This window comes from Variovorax paradoxus (assembly GCF_022009635.1).
GTDB lineage: Bacteria > Pseudomonadota > Gammaproteobacteria > Burkholderiales > Burkholderiaceae_C > Variovorax.
This window is the reverse complement of sequence record NZ_CP091716.1, coordinates 5,831,354-5,851,037: the sequence shown is the minus strand read 5'-3', so window position 1 is coordinate 5,851,037 and position 19,684 is coordinate 5,831,354. Positions and strand designations below refer to the sequence as shown.

General features: G+C 67.0%; 17 protein-coding genes. 6 read left to right on the top strand and 11 right to left on the bottom strand.

Features of this window, described 5'->3' with window-relative positions; translation table 11 throughout:
* Window positions 1-94: 94 nt before the first annotated feature.
* Window positions 95-1,366 (bottom strand): glutamyl-tRNA reductase, encoded by a 1,272-nt coding sequence (hemA, locus tag L3V85_RS27200; RefSeq protein WP_237675771.1) that lies wholly within the window; start codon window positions 1,364-1,366, stop codon window positions 95-97.
* 112 nt (window positions 1,367-1,478) lie between these two features.
* Between hemA and L3V85_RS27195 the strand changes: the two genes are divergently transcribed.
* Complete coding sequence (locus L3V85_RS27195) at window positions 1,479-1,757, top strand: hypothetical protein (RefSeq protein WP_237675770.1); 279 nt, start codon at window positions 1,479-1,481, stop codon at window positions 1,755-1,757.
* Between the two features lie 7 nt (window positions 1,758-1,764).
* On the opposite strand, the gene L3V85_RS27190 is transcribed toward L3V85_RS27195, so the two are convergent.
* The 4 genes from L3V85_RS27190 to L3V85_RS27175 form a co-directional block, all read right to left on the bottom strand.
* A complete protein-coding gene (locus tag L3V85_RS27190; protein WP_237675769.1) occupies window positions 1,765-2,292 on the bottom strand; it encodes a GNAT family N-acetyltransferase in 528 nt (175 codons plus the stop codon).
* The gene (locus tag L3V85_RS27185) at window positions 2,292-3,086 is read right to left on the bottom strand and encodes an ABC transporter ATP-binding protein (protein WP_237675768.1); all 795 of its coding nucleotides are present in this window, start codon (window positions 3,084-3,086) and stop codon (window positions 2,292-2,294) included. Before L3V85_RS27185 ends, L3V85_RS27190 begins: the two co-directional genes overlap by 1 nt.
* Window positions 3,086-3,982, bottom strand: coding sequence for an ABC transporter permease (locus L3V85_RS27180; protein ID WP_237675767.1), 897 nt, complete (start codon window positions 3,980-3,982; stop codon window positions 3,086-3,088). Before L3V85_RS27180 ends, L3V85_RS27185 begins: the two co-directional genes overlap by 1 nt.
* A gap of 82 nt (window positions 3,983-4,064) precedes the next feature.
* A complete protein-coding gene (locus L3V85_RS27175) occupies window positions 4,065-5,009 on the bottom strand; it encodes an ABC transporter substrate-binding protein (protein WP_237675766.1) in 945 nt (314 codons plus the stop codon).
* A 244-nt stretch (window positions 5,010-5,253) separates the two neighbouring features.
* Between L3V85_RS27175 and L3V85_RS27170 the strand changes: the two genes are divergently transcribed.
* Entirely contained in the window at window positions 5,254-5,724 is a 471-nt protein-coding gene (locus L3V85_RS27170) for an Lrp/AsnC family transcriptional regulator (RefSeq protein ID WP_237680659.1), read from the top strand.
* A 22-nt stretch (window positions 5,725-5,746) separates the two neighbouring features.
* Here the strand turns inward: L3V85_RS27170 and L3V85_RS27165 are convergent, their stop codons facing one another.
* The 6 genes from L3V85_RS27165 to ugpB form a co-directional block, all read right to left on the bottom strand.
* Window positions 5,747-8,212, bottom strand: a complete 2,466-nt coding sequence (locus L3V85_RS27165) for a DUF3772 domain-containing protein (protein ID WP_237675765.1) — start codon at window positions 8,210-8,212, stop codon at window positions 5,747-5,749.
* 52 nt (window positions 8,213-8,264) lie between these two features.
* Complete coding sequence (ugpQ, locus tag L3V85_RS27160; protein ID WP_237675764.1) at window positions 8,265-9,008, bottom strand: glycerophosphodiester phosphodiesterase; 744 nt, start codon at window positions 9,006-9,008, stop codon at window positions 8,265-8,267.
* Window positions 9,009-9,135: 127 nt separating this feature from the next.
* Window positions 9,136-10,143, bottom strand: a complete 1,008-nt coding sequence (ugpC, locus tag L3V85_RS27155) for a sn-glycerol-3-phosphate ABC transporter ATP-binding protein UgpC (protein WP_237675763.1) — start codon at window positions 10,141-10,143, stop codon at window positions 9,136-9,138.
* Window positions 10,144-10,158: 15 nt separating this feature from the next.
* Window positions 10,159-11,007: a sn-glycerol-3-phosphate ABC transporter permease UgpE gene (gene ugpE, locus L3V85_RS27150; protein ID WP_237675762.1), complete on the bottom strand. Its 849-nt coding sequence runs from the start codon at window positions 11,005-11,007 to the stop codon at window positions 10,159-10,161.
* 48 nt (window positions 11,008-11,055) lie between these two features.
* Window positions 11,056-11,937 carry a sn-glycerol-3-phosphate ABC transporter permease UgpA gene (ugpA, locus tag L3V85_RS27145; protein ID WP_237675761.1) on the bottom strand — a complete coding sequence of 294 codons (882 nt, stop codon included), beginning with the start codon at window positions 11,935-11,937 and terminating at the stop codon, window positions 11,056-11,058.
* Between the two features lie 130 nt (window positions 11,938-12,067).
* Entirely contained in the window at window positions 12,068-13,381 is a 1,314-nt protein-coding gene (ugpB, locus tag L3V85_RS27140) for a sn-glycerol-3-phosphate ABC transporter substrate-binding protein UgpB (protein WP_237675760.1), read from the bottom strand.
* A gap of 177 nt (window positions 13,382-13,558) precedes the next feature.
* On the opposite strand from ugpB, the gene serA reads away from it, so the two are divergent.
* The 4 genes from serA to L3V85_RS27120 all read left to right on the top strand — a co-directional run bounded on the left by serA (window position 13,559) and on the right by L3V85_RS27120 (window position 19,666).
* Entirely contained in the window at window positions 13,559-14,788 is a 1,230-nt protein-coding gene (gene serA, locus L3V85_RS27135; protein WP_237675759.1) for a phosphoglycerate dehydrogenase, read from the top strand.
* A gap of 143 nt (window positions 14,789-14,931) precedes the next feature.
* Window positions 14,932-18,810, top strand: coding sequence for a DUF3683 domain-containing protein (locus tag L3V85_RS27130; RefSeq protein ID WP_237675758.1), 3,879 nt, complete (start codon window positions 14,932-14,934; stop codon window positions 18,808-18,810).
* Complete coding sequence (locus tag L3V85_RS27125) at window positions 18,807-19,253, top strand: HIT family protein (protein ID WP_237675757.1); 447 nt, start codon at window positions 18,807-18,809, stop codon at window positions 19,251-19,253. The genes L3V85_RS27130 and L3V85_RS27125 overlap by 4 nt, the downstream gene beginning before the upstream one ends.
* Window positions 19,253-19,666 carry a gamma-butyrobetaine hydroxylase-like domain-containing protein gene (locus tag L3V85_RS27120; protein WP_237675756.1) on the top strand — a complete coding sequence of 138 codons (414 nt, stop codon included), beginning with the start codon at window positions 19,253-19,255 and terminating at the stop codon, window positions 19,664-19,666. The genes L3V85_RS27125 and L3V85_RS27120 overlap by 1 nt, the downstream gene beginning before the upstream one ends.
* Window positions 19,667-19,684: the final 18 nt, after the last annotated feature.

Genomic DNA, 19,684 nt, shown 5'->3' with positions numbered 1-19,684 from the left:
CGGAAGGGGCTCGAAAAAATGGGAGGAAGCCGCAATGCAGCGGCAGGCGCAATGAAGGCTGCGGCCGGCGGAGCCGGGCCGCTGGCGAGCGTCGCTAACGCTCTTTGCGCAGGAACAGGCGCGAGATGGTCTGCGCCGTCTGCTCGCGCGAAGTGGCATCGCCCGCGTGCAGTTCGGCCAGCGCGCCGTGCATCATTTTCTGCGTGAGTCCGCGCGACATGGCTTCGAGCACGGCCTCGACCGACTCGCCCTTGGCCAGCAGCTTGCGGGCGCGTGCCATCTCGGCGGCGCGCCATTCGTCGGCCTGCGCGTTGAGTTGCTGGATCAGCGGCACGGTACCGCGCTGGCCCAGCCAGTGCATGAAGCTCTGCACGCCGGCGTCGATGATGACTTCGGCCTGCGCCACGGCGGCCTGGCGGTTGGCGTGGCCCTGCTGCACCACCTGCGCGAGGTCGTCGACGGTGTACAGGTACACGTCTTCCAGCGCCTTCACTTCGGGCTCGATGTCGCGCGGCACGGCCAGGTCGACCATGAACATCGGGCGGTGCTTGCGTGCCTTGAGCGCGCGCTCCACGGCACCCAGGCCGATGATCGGCAGCGTGCTCGCGGTGCAGCTCACGACGATGTCGAATTCCGCCAGCCGCGAGGGCAGGTCGGCCAGCCGCATGGCTTCGCCGCCGAAGCGCGAGGCCAGCTTCTCGCCGCGCTCCAGCGTGCGGTTGGCGATGCCGATGGACTTGGGCTCCTTGGCCGCGAAGTGCGTGGCCGCGAGGTCGATCATTTCGCCGGCGCCGACGAACAGCACGCGCGTCTTGCGCAGGTCTTCGAACAGCTGGCCGGCCAGTCGCACGGCGGCGGCGGCCATGCTGATGGAGTGCGCGCCGATCTCGGTGGCGGTGCGCACTTCCTTTGCAACGGCGAAGGAGCGCTGGAACAGCTGGTTGAGCGTGCTGCCGAGCGCGCCGGCGGTTTCTGCGGCGCGCACCGCGTCTTTCATCTGGCCGAGGATCTGGGCCTCGCCGAGCACCATGGAATCGAGCCCGCTGGCCACGCGGAAGGCGTGGCGCGCGGCTTCGTCGTCGTGCAGGGTGTAGGCATGCGAGCGCAGCAGCGCGGGCGTCACGCCGCCGCTCTGGGCCAGCCAGCCGAAGGTGTGGTCGAGCGCGGCGTGCTCGGAGGCGCAGTAGATCTCGGTGCGGTTGCACGTGGAGATGATCGCGGCCTCGACCTGGGGATGGCGGCCGGAGCCGAAGGAGCTGCGCAGGCTCTGCAGCGTGGGGGCGATCTGGTCGAGCGCGAACGCAAAACGACCGCGCAGATCGAGCGGCGCGGTCGTGTGGTTCAAGCCAAGAGCCCAGACAGACATTCCCGTGATTATAAAATCAGCAGCCGCACCGGGCTTGCAGAGGGACAAATGGCTTTCCCTATGACAGCCATAAGCCCTGCCGCATGACCTCACCCACGCATGCGGCCCTCCGATGGACCTGCTCGACCTCCTCGATCACCTGCTCAATTTCGTTGCACCTGCCGCCTTCATGGCGCTGGTGCTGGTGTTCGCCGGCCGTTACCTGGGCGGCGGGCGCGCCGGCGTGCCGCGCTGGTGGGCGCAGCTGGCGTTCGTTTTCCTGGCCGGCGTCGGGGTGCTGGCGGGCGGCCTCGTGGTGTTCGGGCGCGACGGGATGATGGCGACCTACGCCGCGCTCGTGGTGGTCTGCGGCATCGTGCAATGGCTGGCGATGCGCGGCTGGCGCCGCTGAAAGCCGCTCAGGCCGCGTCCAGCCGGCGGATCATGTAGATCGACCGGCCGGGGTAGGTGGCCAGCCGGGCCTGCTGCTCGGCGCCATCGGGCTGCGTTGTCGCATAGCCCTGGCGCTCCCAGAAACCGACCGACGACTGCACCGACACCAGCGTCGAATGCCGCCATCCGGCCTGCGCCGCATGCGCCCAGGCGTGGCGCACCAGCCGCGGGCCGAGGCCCAGCCCCGACGCATCGGGGTGCACCGCCAGGTCGTGCAGATAGAGCGAATCGGCCTGCGCGGCCACTTCGAACTCGCCGTGCAGCGGCGTCAGCTTGCCGGCCATCGACGGATAGCCCGCCAGATAGGCCCGCACGCCGCCGCCGTGCTCGGCGACCCAGCCCGTGTGCGGCGCGGCCGCGAGCCGCCTTGCGATCAGCTCGCCATCTTCCACGAAGCCCGCGCCGTAGCAGGCGAGCTGGATCGCGAGCACGGCGTCGAGGTCGCCGGCGCGCATCGCGCGCACGAGCGGCAGGAGAGGGCTCGAGGACTGCATCAGGACAGCAGCAGCTTGTCGTCGTCCAGTTTCTCGCCGCGGGTCTGCTCGAACATGCGCAGCAGGTCGGGCACGTCGAGCCCGGCGCGCTGCGGCCCGGCCACGTCGAGGATCACCTGGCCCTCGTGCAGCATCACCGTGCGCGAGCCGTAGTCCAGCGCCTGGCGCATGCTGTGCGTCACCATCATCGCGGTCAGCTGGCCGGCCTCGACGATCTTGGCCGTGAGTTCCAGCACGAAGGCGGCGGTCTTCGGGTCCAGCGCGGCGGTGTGCTCGTCCAGCAGCAGGATGCGCGAGGGCTTGAGCGATGCCATCAGCAGGCTCACCGCCTGCCGCTGGCCGCCCGACAGCAGCCCGATGCGGTCGGCCAGCCGGTTTTCCAGCCCCAGCTTCAGGATCGACAGCTTCTCGCGGAACAGCTCTCGCAGGTTGCGGTTCAGCGCGAAGCCGAAGGCCCGCCGCTCGCCGCGCTTCCAGGCCAGCGCCATGTTTTCCTCGATGGTCAGCGCCTCGCAGGTGCCGGCCATCGGGTCCTGGAACACGCGGGCCACCATGCCCGAGCGCTGCCAGGCGTTCATGCGGGTCACGTCCTTGCCGTCGATCTCGATGCTGCCCTTGTCGACGATCAGGTCGCCGCTCACCGCATTCAGGAAGGTCGACTTGCCCGCGCCGTTCGAGCCGATCACGGTGACGAACTGGCCGGTGGGAATTTCCAGGCTGAGCCCGCGCAGCACGCGGTTCTCGATCGGCGTGCCCGGGTTGAAGGTCATTTCGAGTTGTTGGGCGCGCAGCATCAGTTCTTCCCCTTGAAAAGCGCGCCCAGCTTGCGCTTGTAGGCCGGCACCAGCAGCGCGAAGGCCACCAGCACGGCGGTGACCAGGTTCAGGTCTTGCGCCTGCAGGCCCATGAAGTCGGTGTTCAGCGCCATCGCGATGAAGAAGCGGTAGAGCAGAGCACCGATGATGCATGCCAGCGTGGTGATGACCATGCTGCGCGCGGGCATCAGCGTCTCGCCGATGATCACCGCGGCCAGGCCGATCACGATCGTGCCCACGCCCATCGAGATGTCGGCCGTGCCCTGGCTCTGCGCGAACAGCGCGCCTGCCAGCGCCACCAGCGCGTTCGACAGCGCCAGGCCCGCCATGGTGTGGAAGTCGGTCGAAATGCCCTGGGCCCGCGCCATGCGCGCGTTGCCGCCGGTGGCGCGCATCGCCAGGCCGGCTTCGGAGGCGAAGAACATGTCGACCACGATCTTGGCGATGATCACGATCAGCAGCAGCAAGAGCGGCTTGGCCCACTGCTCCGGCATGCCGCCGAAGTCGACCATGCTGAACACCGTGGGTTCGGTGATGAGCGCCACGTTGGGCTTGCCCATCACGCGCAGGTTGATGGAGTACAGCGCGATCATCACCAGGATGCTCGCGAGCAACTGCATGATCTTCAGCTTCACGTTGAGCCAGGCCGTGACCCAGCCCGAGACGGCGCCGGCCACGCAGGCCACCGCGGTGGCGGCCACCGGGTTCCAGCCGGCGACGATCAGCGTCGCGGCCACGGCGGCGCCCAGCGGAAAGCTGCCGTCCACCGTGAGGTCGGGAAAGTTGATGATGCGGAACGACATTAAGACGCCCAGCGCGACCAGTCCGAATATCAGACCGATCTCGATGGCGCCCAGCGAGGCGATGAGGGACATGGGGGGAGGCTTCCGGCAGGCGGCGAGGCGGAAACGGGCGCGCCCCGGTGGATGAAACCGGGGCGCGGGCCCGTCGCAGGGATTACTTGGTGCTCACGACCTTCGCCGTCTTCAGCAGCTCGTCGGAGAGCGTCACGCCCTGCAGCTTGGCCGCGCCGGGGTTCACCACCAGCTCGAAGTTGGTGCTGGTCTGCGAGGCGATGGTGCCGGGCTTCTCGCCCTTGAGGATGCGCACCACGATCTTGCCGGTCTGGCGGCCGATGTCGCTGTAGTTCAGGCCCAGGGCGGCCACGGCGCCGCGCTCGACGGTGGCGGTGTCGGCAGCCACCACGGGCAGCTTGGCCTGCTGGGCCACCTTCACGATGCCTTCGAAGGCCGAGACCACGTTGTTGTCGGTGGGCGTGTAGATCACGTCGGCCTTGCCGACCAGGCTCTGGGCGGCGGTCGGCACGTCCACCGTGCGGGCGGCGGCGGCTTCGGCCACGGTCATGCCGGCGGCCGAGGCGGCCTTCTTGAGCGATTCGACGATGGCCACCGAGTTGGCTTCGCCGGGGCTGTAGATCACGCCGATGCGCTTGGCGGCGGGCACCACCTGCTTGATGAGGGCGACATGCTTTTCCAGCGGGGACAGGTCGGACACGCCCGTCACGTTGGTGCCGGTGGCGTCCCAGTTCTTCACCAGCTTGGCGGCCACCGGGTCGGTGATGGCCGAGTACACGACCGGGATGGTCTTGGTGGAAGCGACCACGGCCTGCGCCGACGGGGTGGCGATGGCGACGATCACGTCGGGCGCGTCGCCCACGTACTTGCGGGCGATCTGGGCGGCGGTGCCCACGTTGCCCTGCGCGCTCTGATAGGTGAACTTGAGGTTCTTGCCTTCTTCGTAGCCGGAAGCCTTGAGTTCGGCCTTCACGCCGTCGCGCACGGCATCCAGCGCCGGATGCTCCACGATGGCCGTCACGGCCACCGACTTGGTGTCGGCCGCGAACGAAGGCGCGGCGGCCAGCATGCCGAGGGCCAGGGCCATTGCGCTGAAGGGTGTGCGAAGCAAAGCGTTTTTCACGTAGGGGTCTCCGGATGGGGAAGGGATGCGTCTGAGTGCGCCGCCGGCGGGTGCCGGGGCAGGGAATCCAGGGGGCTGGAATTGCGTGCTGCAACTCCGGCGCTCGGAGTCTAGATCGTACTTTGCACAATTAAGGTGCATGAAAGACCCGGACTTACCCCGCTTTGCACCATAAAATTGCATCCAGAAAGGTCTGGGAGAAATGAAATTGCATGATGTCGAACTCGACCGGATCGACCGGCGGATTCTGGAGCACCTCCAGGTGAACGGCCGCGCGTCGAACCTGGAGCTGGCGGAAGTGGCGAACCTTTCGCCTGCCCAGTGCCTGCGGCGCCACCGGCGGCTGGAAGAACTGGGGCTGGTCCACGGCTATGCCGCGCGGCTGAATGCGCGCCGCGTCGGGCTGGGCGTGATCGCCTTCATCCACGTGACCATGGCGCGCGGCCATGTCGACGAGCTGCCCAAGTTCCAGGACCTGATCGCCGACATGAAGCAGATCCTGGAGTGCTATTCGGTGACGGGCGACTTCGACTACGTGCTCAAGGTGGTCGCGCAGGACCTGGAGTCGCTCTCGCAGTTCCTGATGCACACGCTGATGCACATGCCCGGGGTGTCGGCGGTGCGCTCGAGCGTGTGCCTCAACGAAATCAAGTTCACCACGGCGCTCCCCCTGGAGTGAGGGAGGCGCGGCGGCGCTTCGGTCAGCTCTGCACGCCGGGGATCGGCGAGGCGGGCGACGAAGGCACGATCGGCGCCGGCACCTCGGGGGCGGCGGCCATCACCATCGTCGGCACCGCCAGCGGCAGGGATGCCTTCTTCAGCTCGTCGAGGATCACGAACAGCAGGTCGCTGCGCACCCCGCCCGCAAGCCGGGGGCTCGCCACGTAGGCGATGGCCTGGAAGATCAGCAGCCCGTTCTCGATGCCCTCGAGCGTGAGCGAGGGCGCGGGCGTTTCCAGCACGCCCTCGTGCGCCTTGCAGGCCGCCAGGATCAGCTCGCGCACGCGCTGCGCGTCGGTGGTCAGCGGCATCGGCAGGCGGATCAGCACGCGGCCCTCGGCGTTGGCCAGGGTCATGTTGCGCACGGTCTTGGTGATGAACTCGGAGTTCGGCACGATCAGCGTCGAGCGGTCGCCCAGCTGGATCTCGGTGGCGCGCACGTTGATGCGCCGCACGTCGCCTTCCGCCGTGCCCAGCACCACCCAGTCGCCCACCTTCACCGGCTGCTCCGCCAGCAGGATCAGCCCCGAGATGAAGTTCTGCACGATCGCCTGCAAACCGAAGCCGATACCCACCGACAGCGCGCTGGCCACCCACGCGATGCGTTCGATGCCGATGCCCAGCGCCGACAGCGTGAATGCCACCACCAGGATGCCGCCGACATAGCCCAGCAGCGTGGTGATCGAGCTTTGCATGCCCGGCTCGAACTGCGTATTCGGCAGGTAGCTGCGCGTGAGCCAGCGCTTGAACACCCGCAGCAGGATGAAGCCCACCACCGCCACCGTCAGCGCGCTCAATATGGCGCCCGGCACCAGCTGGAACTCGCCCACCTTCACGCCGGTGCCCAGCTTGCCGCTGCGCTGGAACACTTCGCCGGGCGACGTGCCTAGCGGCGCGGCCAGCGCGATCAGCATGTAGACGAACAGCGCCACGCGGCTGATGCCCGACAGCACCGTGGCGGCCTGGTCCAGCGTCTGCGGCGCCAGGCCGAAGCTCTTTTGCAGCCGCTGGCCGAAGGTGCTGCGCGACGACACGACCGCCATGAACACGTCGTCCGCGAACTTGAACAGCACATAGAAGGCCGCCGCCACGATGCCGGTCCAGGTGAGCTGCGAGGCCAGGAAGCTGCCCAGCGCCACGTAGCCCAGCGCCACCAGCACCCAGATGGCGATCATCAGCGCGCCGATCAGCGCCACCAGCAAACCGACCCACATCGGCCGCTCGGGCAGGCCGGCCTCGGGCGCGTCCGCGCGCAGGGCCTTGAACCGGTAGATCACCGTGCCGACCAGCGCGGTGAGGATCAGCGCCGTGAGTACATGCGTGGCCACCACTGCGGCGAAGCTGGCGTCGATCAGCGCGTTGATTTCGGCCGGCGTCCAGGCCAACGCCGCCACCAGCGCCACCAGCCAGGGCAGTGCCGCGAGCCGGCTGGCCGTGGCATCGGGAATCGGCGGCAGCCGCCACGAGGGGCGGGAGGTGGCCAGCAGCGCGCGGCCCAGGCCGATGACGAAGGCCATGAAGGTCAGCGCCTGCGCCGCCGATTGCAAGGCCTTGCGCGCCTGCGCATCCCAGGTGGCGTGGGCCTTGAGCACTTCGACGAAGCCGTGCGCGGCCACCGCCACCAGCAGCACATGGGTTGCCACGATGGCGATCACCAGCAGCGAGCGCCGCAGCCGGCCGGCCGGCAGCACGCGCGTCGCGAGCCGCGCGAGCAGGTGCTCGGCGCCCCAGACGCCCAGCCATGCCAGCAGCAGGGCGCCGATCAGCGCCGCGATCACCAGCGTGCGCGACGCGGGCGCCAGCGCCTGCACGAAGCCGTCGTTGACCACCGAGCCCATGGCCTGCAGGCGCTCCAGGTCGTCGGGCCAGGCATCCTGCAGGTCGGTCCAGAACTCGCCGGTCAGCGGCGAGGCCGCGCGCTCGGTGAGCTGGGCCTCGAACATCTCGCGCCGCTGCGACACCAGGTCGGCGCCGCGCTGGCGCACGTCGATGGACAGCAGCTTTGCCAGCCGGATGTCGGCGTCGAGCGCGTTGCGCTCCTTGGTCAGGCGCGCGCGCTGGCGCGTGATGTCGGGGTCTTCGGTGGCGCCGGCGGCGGGCGGATTGCCGAGCTCGCCGAGCCGAGCGTTGAGGTCGGCGAGGTCGCCGGTGCGCGCGGCCACGAACTTGTCGGCCTGCGCGCCGATGTCGCTGATCTGCGCGAGCTGCTTGCGCGGATCGTCGTCGGCGTTGCTGCCGGTGGCGGCGGTGATCTTGTTGAACTGCGCACGCAATTCGGCCACCGTGGGCGCGGGGGGCGCGGCGACGGCGGTGTTGGCGCTGTTGTTGGGGTTGCTGCCGTTGCCCGCGTTCATGCTGGCGTCGGGCTGCGCGAGCGCCAGGCCGCACATCGACAGGGCCAGCAGGGTGGCGAGGCAGAAGCTCGCCAGGCGAGAGGTCCGTTTCATGGCCGCATCATAGAAGCGGCCATGAAGTAAGCGCCTGTAAGAAACGTGCGCCTCAGCCGGCCGGGCTGAACAGGTCGACCCGGTCGGTGATGATGCCGTCGGTGCCCAGGTCGATGAGGCGTTGCACGGCCCATTCGTCGTTCACCGTGTAGCTCAGGGCGCGCATGCCGGCGCCGTGCACCTGCGCGAGCACGCCCGCGTCCCACAGTGCGTGGTTGCAGACGATGGCGACGCAGCCGAGCTGCTGGGCTGCTTCGAGCCAGCCTTTCCAGAGCGAATCGAGCAGCAGCCCGCGCGGCAGCTCGGGCTGAACAGCCTGTGCGCCTTTCAGCGAATCGACCTGGAACGAGGTGAGCAGCGGCGGCACGGCCGCGCCCTGCCACAGGCGCGCGGCCTCGCGTGCCACCACTTCGCCGGTTTCGCGCTCGACGCCCGGTGTCGGCTTGATCTCGATGTTCAGCAGGTGGCCGTTGGCCAGGCAGAAGCGCGCGATGTTCTCCAGCGTCGGCAGCGGCTCGCCCGCGTAGCCGCGCGAATGCCAGCTGCCGGCGTCCAGCTGCGACAGCGCATGCCACGGCTGCTCGCCGCCGATGCCGCGTCCGCTGGTGGTGCGGTCGAGCCTGGCGTCGTGCATGAGGAAGGGCACGCCGTCGGCGCTGAGCTTGGCGTCGCACTCGAACATGCGGTAGCCGTGGGACGCGCCCAGCTTGAAGGCGGCCAGCGTGTTTTCAGGCGCCAGCTTGCCGGCGCCGCGGTGCGCGACCCAGCGGGGGTAGGGCCAGGAATTCATGGTCATCTTTCGGGTGTGCTCCCGGCTTTTTCGCGAGACACCGCGGAACCGGCTTTGCCGGGCCGCTGGTGTCGCCCCCGGTAGGGGGTTGGCGAAGCGACACGAAGTGCGCGCAGCCTGGGGGCGAGCATGATCAGTCCACGCGCTTGCCGGAGCCGGCGTCGAACCAGTGCAGCTTGTCTTCGCGCGCGGCGATCTTCACCGTGTCGCCGGTCACCGGCGGATGGTCGCCTTCGTCGGTGCGCATGATGATCTGCTCGTCGCCGATGCGGCCGTACACCAGGCGCTCGGCGCCCAGCAGTTCGACCTGCTCGACCTGCACCGTCCAACCGCTTTCGTCGAGCTTCATGTGCTCGGGGCGGATGCCCAGGATCTGGCCCGGGCGCACGCCCGGCGCGTGCTTGAGCAGGTTCATCGGTGGCGAACCGATGAAGCTCGCCACGAAGGTGGTGGCGGGGCGGTTGTACACCTCTTCGGGCGTGGCGAACTGGTCCATCACGCCGCCGTTCATCACGATGATGCGCTGCGCCAGCGTCATGGCCTCGACCTGGTCGTGCGTGACGAACAGCGAGGTGATGCCGAGTTCGCGGTGCAGCTTCTGGATTTCGAGGCGGGTCTGCGCGCGCAGCTTGGCGTCCAGGTTCGACAGCGGTTCGTCGAACAGGAACACCTGCGGCTGGCGCACGATGGCGCGGCCCATGGCCACGCGCTGGCGCTGGCCGCCCGACAGCTCGCGCGGCTTGCGCGCCAGCAGATGGCCCAGCTCGAGAATCTTGGCGGCCTTGTCGACGCGCGTCTTGATCTCGGCCACCGGCACCTTCAGGATCTTCAGGCCGTAGGCCATGTTGTCGAAGACCGTCATGTGCGGGTAGAGCGCGTAGTTCTGGAACACCATCGCGATGTCGCGTTCCGAGGGCTCGAGGTTGTTCACCACGCGGTTGCCGATGGAGATTTCGCCGGCCGAGATTTCCTCGAGGCCGGCCACCATGCGCAGCAGCGTCGACTTGCCGCAGCCCGAGGGCCCGACGATCACGATGAACTCATGGTCGGAGATCTCGGCGCTCACGCCGTGGATGACCTGGTTGGCTTTCGGCCCGTGGCCGTAGCGCTTGATGACGTTGCGTAGAGAGAGAGCAGCCATTTTTCGTTCAGCGTTTTATTTGTCGGTATCGACCAGGCCCTTGACGAACCACTTCTGCATGAGAACCACCACGAGGCCGGGCGGCAGCATGGCCAGGACGGCGGTGGCCATGACCACGTTCCAGTCCACCGGCGATTCGCCGTTGCCGGTCATGGCCTTGATGCCGACCACGATGGGGTACATGTTCTCGCTGGTCGCGGCGATCAGCGGCCAGAGATACTGGTTCCAGCCGTAGATGAACTGGATCACGAACAGCGCCGCGATGCTGGTCTTGGACAGCGGCAGCAGGATGTCCTTGAAGAAGCGCATCGCGCCGGCGCCGTCCACCCGGGCGGCTTCCACCAGCTCGTCGGGCACCGTCAGGAAGAACTGGCGGAACAGGAAGGTGGCCGTGGCCGAGGCGATCAGCGGCACCGAGAGCCCGGCGAAGGTGTTGATCATGCCCAGGCTGGCAACCACTTGGTAAGTCGGGCCGATGCGCACTTCGACGGGCAGCATCAGCGTGATGAAGATCAGCCAGAAGCACAGGCTGCGCAGCGGGAAGCGGAAGTACACCACGGCGAAGGCCGACAGCAGCGAGATGCTGATCTTGCCGAAGGTGATGATGAAGGTGATGACCGAGCTGACCCAGATCATGCGGGCCACCGACACGTTGGTGCTGGTGCGCCCGCCGCCGGTCAGCGCGGCCTTGTAGCTTTCCCAGAAGTTGGCGCCGGGCAGGATCGGCATCGGCGCCTGCATGATTTCCTGCGGCGTGTGCGTGGAGGCGATGAAGGCCAGGTAGATCGGGAAGACCACCAGCAGCACGCCGAAGATCATGATCGCGTGCGCGAGGATGCCGAGGGAGGGGCGGCGCTCAACCATGGCGGGCCTCCGTGGTCGAGGAAATGAGTTGCATGAGAGAGGAGGTCATCAGTACTGGACCTTCTTTTCGACGTAGCGGAACTGCAGCACCGTGAGGCAGATGACGATGGCCATCAGCACCACCGACTGCGCGGCAGCGCCGCCGAAGTCCATGCCGCGGAAGCCGTCGAAGTACACGCGGTAGACCAGCGTGGCGGTGTCCTTGCCGGGGCCGCCCTGCGTGGTCGCGTCGATGATCGCGAAGGTGTCGAAAAAGGCATACACCATGTTGATCACCAGCAGGAAGAAGGTGGTGGGGGTGAGCAGCGGGAACTGGATGGTCCAGAAACGGCGCATCGGGCGCGCGCCGTCGATGGCCGCGGCCTCGATCAGCGACTTCGGAATCGACTGCAGGCCCGCCAGGAAGAACAGGAAGTTGTACGAAATCTGCTTCCAGACCGCCGCCATCACGACCAGCGCCATCGCGTCGCCGCCGTTGAGCAGGTGGTTCCAGCTGAAGCCCATTTTCTTGAGCCAGTAGGCGACGATGCCGATCGACGACGAGAACATGAACGACCACAGCAGGCCGGTAACGACCGGCGCCACCGCGTACGGCAGGATCAGCACGCTGCGGTAGAAGCTCGAGCCGCGCACCACGCGGTCGGCAAACACGGCCAGCAGCAGCGCGATGGCCAGGCCCAGCACCGTCACCAGCGTCGAGAAGATCAGCGTGGTCTGGAACGACGCCATGTAGGTGCTGTCGTTCCACAGCGCCACGAAATTGTCGAAGCCGACCCATGTGATCGAGTTGCCGAAAGCGTCCTGCTGCTGCAGCGACTGCACCAGCGCCTGGCCGGCGGGCCAGAAGAAGAAGACGCCGACGATGATCAGCTGCGGGGCGAGCAAAGCCCAGGGCAACCAGCTCGAGCGGAAGAGGACGCGTTTTTCCATGGGATGGGCGTTCAGGTCACAGACACACTAAATAAGCAAACAGCCAGCACTGCACGGAGGCAGGCTGGCTTGCGATGTTAAAACGAACCGAAACGAACATTCGTTCGCGCCGATTCGCCGGGTGCAGAGCTTACTTGTTTGCGGCCTGGAATTTCACCAAAAGTTCGTTTCCGCGCTTGACGGCGCTGTCCAGGGCTTCCTTCGGGGTCTTCTTGCCGGTCCAGATCAGTTCGGTTTCCTCGTCTTCGATCGCGCGGATCTGGGGCAGGTTGCCCAGGCGCACGCCGCGCGACTTGTCGGTGGTCTTCTTGATCATCTGGTTCACGGCCACGTCGGTGCCCGGGTTTTCCTTGTAGAAGCCGGTCTTCTCGGTCAGCTCATAGGAAGCCATGGTGATCGGCAGATAGCCGGTGCGCATGTGGCTCTCGGACTGGACCTTGGGGCTCGACAGGAACGAGAAGAACGCGGCCACGCCCTTGTAGTTGGCGGCCGGCTTGCCCGACATCACCCACAGGCTGGCGCCACCGACGATGGTGTTCTGGGGCGCGCCCTGCACGTCCGGGTAGTACGGCAGTGCCGACTCGGCGAACTTGAACTTGGCATCGCGCTTCACGCTGGCGTAGCTGCCCGACGAGCCGATGAACATGGCGCACTCGCCCGAGGTGAACGAGGTGATCGGCTTGCTGGCGCGGCCCTTGTAGACGAACAGGCCCTGCTTGGCCATGTTGGACAGGTTCTCGAAGTGGCGAACATGCAACGGCGAGTTGAATTCCAGGCGCGCGTCGAGGCCGCCGAAGCCGTTGTTCTTGGTGGCGTACGAGGTGTTGTGCCATGCCGAGAAGCTCTCGAGCTGGGCCCAGCTCATCCACGAGGTGGTGAACGGGCACTGGCTGCCGCTGGCCTTGAGCTTGGCGGCGGCCGCAACGACTTCAGGCCAGGTGGCGGGGGCCTTTTCGGGGTCCAGGCCGGCGGTCTTGAAGGCGTCCTTGTTGTAATAGAACACCGTCGTCGAGCTGTTGAACGGGAACGACAGCATCTGGCCGTTGGGGGCCGTGTAGTAGCCGGCCACGGCGGGAATGTAGGCCTTCGGGTCGAACTTCTGGCCGCCTTCCTTCATGACGTCGGCCACGGGCTTGATGGCGCCCTTGGAGTACATCATGGTGGCGGTGCCCACTTCGAACACCTGCAGGATGTCCGGTGCGTTGCCGGCGCGGAAGGCGGCAATGCCGGCGGCCATGGACTGGTCGTATTCGCCCTTGTAGGTGGCGACGACCTTGTAGTCCTTCTGGCTTTCGTTGAATTGCTTGGCCAGGTCGTTGACCCAGTCGTTCAGGGCGCCATCCATCGAATGCCACCACTGGATTTCAGTCTGGGCCTGGGCGAGAACTGGCATCACCAGCGTGGTGGCCAGCGCCGAAGCGATGGCGAGCGTCTTGAAGCGCATGAAGAAAACTCCTGAGGGGTTTGAGAAACCCGCGATATTAGGTTACGAATGTGAACGTTTCGCGGCGATTGTTTTCGCATGAACGCGATTTCACTCAAACCGGGGAAACCCTTTTGACCATCCGCGCTCCTGTTTGGTGCGCCCGCTTGCTGCGCTGCACCATGCTAGCCTTCGGGGATGAGCAAAACCTCTCTCGACAAAAGCAAGATCAAGTTCCTTCTTCTTGAGGGCATTCATCCTTCGGCCCTCGAGGTGATCCGCCAGGCCGGCTACAGTCAGATCGAGACCCTGCCCAAGGCCCTGCAGGGCGAAGAGCTCAAGGCCAAGCTGGCCGACGTGCACTTCCTGGGCATCCGGTCGCAAAGCCAGCTCACGGCCGACGTGCTGTCGGCCGCGCCCAAGCTGGTGGCGGTGGGGTGCTTCTGCATCGGCACCAACCAGGTCGACCTGGACGCCGCCCGCGAGCGCGGCGTGGCGGTTTTCAACGCTCCCTATTCCAACACCCGCTCGGTGGCCGAACTGGTGCTGGCCGAGGCGATCCTGCTGCTGCGCGGCATTCCCGAGAAAAACGCCCTGGCGCACCGCGGCGGCTGGCTCAAGTCGGCCGTCAATTCGCACGAAATCCGCGGCAAGACGCTGGGCATCGTCGGCTACGGCTCCATCGGCACCCAGCTTTCCGTGCTGGCCGAGGCGCTGGGCATGCACGTGGCCTTCTACGACGTGGTCAGCAAGCTGCCGCTGGGCAATGCCCGCCAGGTGCCCAAGCTGAACGACCTGCTGGCCCAGAGCGACATCGTGACCCTGCACGTGCCCGAACTGCCTTCCACCAAGTGGATGATCGGCGAGGCGGAGATCGCCGCCATGAAGCCGGGCGGCATCCTGATCAACGCCGCGCGCGGCACCGTGGTCGAGATCGACGCGCTGGCCAATGCCATCAAGGCCAAGAAGCTTTGGGGCGCCGCCATCGACGTGTTCCCGGTCGAGCCGGGCAGCAACAAGGACGAGTTCATGTCCCCGCTGCGCGGGCTGGACAACGTGATCCTGACCCCGCACGTCGGCGGCTCGACCATGGAGGCGCAGGCCAACATCGGCGGCGAAGTGGCCGAGAAGCTGGTCAAGTACAGCGACAACGGCACCTCGATCTCGTCGGTCAACTTCCCCGAGGTGGCGCTGCCCGCGCACCACGGCAAGCACCGGCTGCTGCACATCCACAAGAACGTGCCGGGCGTGCTGTCCGAGATCAACAAGATCTTCTCGGACAACAACATCAACATCGCCTCGCAGTACCTGCAGACCAACGAGAAGGTCGGCTACGTGGTGATGGACATCGACGCCGCCTCGTCCGATCTGGCGCTGGAGAAGCTGGCCAAGGTGAACGGCACCATCCGCAGCCGCGTGCTGTTCTGAGCTTTTCCGGGGTGCCGGGACGCGGCGCCGCCGCGCTTAGCACAAGGGCGTAGCGGGCGCCACGAGGCAAGACCCCAGTCGCTGCCCTAAAATCCCCAGCCCGGCTGAATGGGCGCGCAGCGCCTGGCCGTGGCGCCACCCCGATGAATGCTCCGACCGCGTTGAATACGCTGTTGTCACAGGCCGCAGAGCCTGTGCGACTGCGCGAGATCCCGTACAACTACACCAGTTTCTCCGATCGCGAGATCGTGATTCGCCTGCTCGGCGAACGCGGCTGGGACCTGCTCCAGACCCTGCGCGCCGAGCGCCGCACCGGCCGATCGGCACGCATGCTCTACGAGGTGCTGGGCGACATCTGGGTCGTGCAGCGCAATCCCTATCTCGTCGACGACCTGCTCGACAACCCGCGCCGGCGCGGCCAGCTGGTCGATGCCCTCAGGCACCGCCTGGCCGAGGTGCAGAAGCGCCGCACCCCCGACAGCGACCTGCCGCGCGACCAGCTCGTGGGCGAGCTCACCGCCCTCGTCGGCGACGCGGTGGCCGCCTTCGACACCAAGTTCCGCGACGTCGCCGCCCTGCGCCGCAAGGCCACGCGCGTGCTTCGCCGGCTCACGGCCAAGGACAACATCAAGTTCGACGGCCTGTCGCGCGTGTCCCACGTCACGGACGCCACCGACTGGCGCGTGGAGTACCCCTTCGTCGTGCTGTGCCCCGACACCGAGGCCGAGATGGCGCTGCTGGTCAAGGGCTGCATCGAGCTGGGCCTGACCATCATCCCGCGCGGAGGCGGCACCGGCTACACCGGCGGCGCCATTCCGTTGACCTGGAAGAGCGTGGTCATCAACACCGAGAAGCTCGAGGCGATGACAGAGGTCGAGCACATGCCGCTGCCCGGCCTGGCCGACCCGGTGCCCACCATCTGGACCGAGGCCGGCGTGGTCACCCAGCGCGTGGCCGACGCGGCCGAGCGCTCGGGCTTCGTGTTCGCGGTCGACCCGACCTCGGCGGAAGCCTCGTGCGTGGGCGGCAACGTCGCCATGAACGCGGGCGGCAAGAAGGCCGTGCTCTGGGGCACGGCGCTCGACAACCTCGCCTCGTGGCGCATGGTGACGCCGCAGGCCGAATGGCTCGAAGTCACGCGCATCGGCCACAACCTCGGCAAGATCCACGACGCCGAAAGCGCCGTGTTCGAGCTGCAGTACTACGCCGCCGACGGCAAAACCAAGCTGCGCACCGAGCGCCTCGACATCCCCGGCCGCACCTTCCGCAAGGAAGGCCTGGGCAAGGACGTGACCGACAAGTTCCTCTCGGGCCTGCCGGGCATCCAGAAAGAGGGCTGCGACGGCCTCATCACCAGCTGCCGCTGGGTGGTGCACCGCATGCCGGCGCACACGCGCACCGTGTGCCTGGAGTTCTTCGGCAACGCCAAGGACGCGGTACCCAGCATCGTCGAGATCAAGGACTTCATGTTCGCCGAGCAGAAGCGCTCCGGCGTGCTGCTGGCCGGCCTGGAGCACCTGGACGACCGCTACCTGAAGGCGGTGGGCTACGCCACCAAGTCGAAGAAGCACGGCGGCCTGCCGAAGATGGTGCTGTTCGGCGACATCGCCGGCGACGACGCCGACGCGGTGGCCCGTGTCACCTCCGAGGTGGTGCGCATCGCCAACTCGCGCAGCGGCGAAGGCTTCATTGCCATCAGCCCCGAGGCACGCAAGAAATTCTGGCTCGACCGCAAGCGCACGGCCGCCATCAGCAAGCACACCAACGCCTTCAAGATCAACGAAGACGTGGTGATCCCGCTGCCGCGCATGGCCGAGTACAGCGACGGCATCGAGCGCATCAACATCGAGCTGTCGCTGCAGAACAAGCTCGCGCTCACCGACGAGCTCGAAGCCTTCCTCACGCGCGGCAACCTGCCGCTGGGCAAGACCGACGACGCGCACGAAATTCCCGCTGCCGAGCTGCTCGAAGACCGCGTGGCGCAGGCCGTGGCGCTGGTGCAGGAAGTGCGCACGCTGTGGGCCGGCTGGCTGCGCGACGTCGACGCGCAATTCGTGCAATTGCAGGACCACACCCTGCGCGCAAGCTGGAAGACGCAACTGCGCCAGCCGCTGCAGGAGATTTTCTCGGGCGCGGAGTTCGCGCCGATCCTGGCCGAATGCACGGCCATCCACAAGCGCGTGCTCAAGGGCCGTGTGTGGGTCGCGCTGCACATGCACGCGGGCGACGGCAACGTGCACACCAACCTGCCCGTGAACAGCGACAACTACGAGATGCTGCAGACCGCGCATGCCGCGGTGGTGCGCATCATGGCGCTGGCGCGCAGCCTCGACGGCGTGATCTCGGGCGAGCACGGCATCGGCATCACCAAGCTCGAGTTCCTGAGCGACGAAGAGCTGCGCCCGTTCACCGAATACAAGGCCAAGGTCGACCCAGAGGGCCGCTTCAACAAGGGCAAGCTGCTGCGCGCGCCCGCAGGGCAGGTAGAGACGCTGCACGCCGACCTGACCAACGCCTACACGCCGAGCTTCGGCCTCATGGGGCACGAGTCGCTGATCATGCAGCAGAGCGACATCGGCGCCATTGCCGACAGCGTGAAGGACTGCCTGCGCTGCGGCAAGTGCAAGCCGGTATGCGCCACGCACGTGCCGCGCGCCAACCTGCTCTACAGCCCGCGCAACAAGATCCTCGCGACCTCGCTGCTGGTGGAGGCCTTCCTCTACGAAGAGCAGACGCGGCGCGGCGTGAGCATCAAGCACTGGGAAGAGTTCGAGGACGTGGCCGACCACTGCACCGTGTGCCACAAGTGCCTCACGCCGTGCCCGGTGAAGATCGACTTCGGCGACGTGTCGATGAACATGCGCAACCTGCTGCGCAAGATGGGCCAGAAGAGCTTCCGGCCCGGCAACGCGGCCGCGATGTTCTTCCTCAACGCGACCAATCCGCAGACCATCAAGACGATGCGCGCGGGCATGGTAGGCGTGGGCTTCAAGGCACAGCGGCTGGCCAACGACCTGCTGCGAGGCCTCGCGAAGAAGCAGACCTCCGCGCCGCCGGCCTCGTTGGGCGTGGCGCCGATCAAGGAGCAGGTGGTCCACTTCATCAACAAGAAGATGCCGGGCGGCCTGCCCAAGCAGACGGCGCGCGCGCTGCTCGACATCGAGGATGCCGACTACGTGCCGATCATCCGCAACCCGAAGGCCACAACCCCGGAAACCGAGGCGGTCTTCTACTTCCCGGGCTGTGGCTCGGAGCGGCTGTTCTCGCAGGTCGGCCTTGCGACGCAGGCCATGCTGTGGCATGCGGGCGTGCAGACCGTGCTGCCGCCGGGCTACCTGTGCTGCGGCTATCCGCAACGCGGCAGCGGCCAGTTCGACAAGGCCGAGAAGATGATCACGGACAACCGCGTGCTCTTCCACCGCGTGGCCAACACGCTGAACTACCTCGACATCAAGACGGTGGTAGTGAGCTGCGGCACCTGCTACGACCAGCTGCAGGGCTACCAGTTCGACAAGATCTTCCCGGGCTGCCGCATCATCGACATCCACGAATACCTGCTCGAGAAGGGCATCACGCTCGCCGAGGCGGGCGGTGGCGGCTACCTGTACCACGACCCCTGCCATTCGCCGATGAAGCAGCAGGACCCGATGAAGACGGTGAAGGCGCTGGTCGGCGACAACGTGCTCAAGAACGATCGCTGCTGCGGCGAGTCGGGCACGCTGGGCGTTTCGCGGCCCGACATCTCGACGCAGATCCGCTTCCGCAAGGAAAGCGAGCTGAAGAAGGGCGAGGCCGCGCTGCGCGACAGCGGCAAGGTCGGCGAGAAGGACAACGTGAAGATCCTCACCAGCTGCCCGAGCTGCCTGCAAGGCCTCTCGCGCTACGGCAACGACCTGAACAACGGCCTGCTCGAAGCCGACTACATCGTGGTCGAGATGGCCAACAAGATCCTCGGTGCCGACTGGATGCCAACGTACGTGGCCGCCGCCAACCAGGGCGGCATCGAGCGGGTGCTGGTATGACGGCGGCGGTGCCGCAGGGCTGCGTGCTCTGCGAAGGCCTGGGCGGGCGCCTCGTGTTCGAGGGCGCGAAGCTGCGCGTCATCCATGCGGAAGAGGCGGGCTTCCCGGCCTTCTATCGCGTGATCTGGCGCGAGCATGCGGCCGAGTTTTCCGACCTGGAAGCGGCCGATCGCGTGCTGTGCACGGAGGCCGTGGCCGTGGTCGAGCAGTGCATGCGCGAGCGGCTCGAGCCCGTCAAGATGAACATCGCCGCGCTCGGCAACATGGTGCCGCATCTGCACTGGCACGTGATTGCACGCTTTACCGACGACAGCCATTTCCCCGGCTCCGTGTGGGCTCCGGTGCAGCGCGAGCGCAATGCGGCGCGTGAGGCGGAGATCGCCTCGCAGCTGCCGGCCGTCGAGGCTGCGATGATCGAGCGCCTGGGCACAAGGAGTTTCTGATGGCAGGCTTGAAACCGGGCGCACCGACGCCGCAATCGATCACCGTTCACGGCCAGTCGCGCGTGCTCGAAGTGGGCTTCTCGGACGGCGCGAGCTTTCGCATCCCCTTCGAGCTGATGCGCATCTACTCGCCGTCGGCCGAGGTGCAGGGCCACGGCCCTGGGCAGGAGATCCTGCAGACCGGCAAGCGCAACGTGGAGCTGGTCGACCTCGAGGCCGTGGGCAACTATGCCGTGCAGCCGACCTTCAGCGACGGCCACAACACCGGCATCTACTCGTGGGACCTGCTCTACGAGCTGGGCGCCAAGCAGGCCGAGCTGTGGGCCACCTACGAGCAACGGCTGGCCGAGGCAGGCGTCGATCGCGACGCGCCGATGATCGAGCAGGGCGGGCACGGCTGCAGCAGCCACTGAGCCGAGGACATGGCCCTA